Annotated in this window: 1 protein-coding gene; it reads left to right on the top strand. The window is 66.2% G+C overall.

Going from position 1 to position 650, the window contains the following annotated elements; all coding sequences use genetic code 11:
• Nucleotides 1-650 (top strand): polyketide synthase dehydratase domain-containing protein (locus tag ABD329_RS47960; protein WP_344318317.1); only part of this gene is annotated, 650 nt, incomplete at both ends.

The raw sequence follows: 650 nt of genomic DNA, 5'->3' as shown, positions 1-650 counted from the left end.
GGCCGTCGGCGATGTGACATCCGCTGGTTTGGGTTCGGCTGATCATCCGTTGTTGGGTGCGGTGGTGGGGTTGGCGGGTGTGGATGGGGTGTTGTTGACGGGGCGGTTGTCGTTGGTTTCGCATGGTTGGTTGGCTGATCATGCGGTGTGGGGTGTGGTGGTGGTGCCGGGGGCGGCGTTGGTGGAGTTGGTGTTGCGTGCGGGTGATGGGGTGGGTTGTGGGTGGTTGGAGGAGTTGACGTTGGAGGCGCCGTTGGTGGTGCCTGAGTGTGGTGGGGTGCGGGTGCAGTTGTCGGTGGGTGCGCCGGATGGGGTGGGTCGGCGTGTGGTGGGTGTGTTTTCGCAGGTGGAGGGTGAGGGTGAGGGGTTGTGGACGCGGCATGCGACGGGGGTGTTGTCGGCTGATGTTCCGGTGGTGGCGGAGGAGTTGAGTGTGTGGCCGCCGGTGGATGCGGTGGCGGTGGATGTGGGTGGTGTGTATGAGCGGTTGGCTGGGGTGGGTTTGGAGTATGGGCCGGTGTTTCAGGGGGTGCGGGCTGCGTGGCGTCGTGGTGATGAGGTGTTCGCGGAGGTGGCGCTCGCGGAGGAGCAGCGGGCTGAGGCGGGTCGCTTCGGTCTGCATCCGGCTCTCCTCGACGCCGCCCTGCATA

The sequence above is a fragment of the Streptomyces javensis genome, from assembly GCF_039525925.1.
Classification (GTDB): domain Bacteria; phylum Actinomycetota; class Actinomycetes; order Streptomycetales; family Streptomycetaceae; genus Streptomyces; species Streptomyces asiaticus.
The sequence above is the reverse complement of the archived record's forward strand: the minus strand, read 5'-3'. Positions and strand labels throughout refer to the sequence as shown.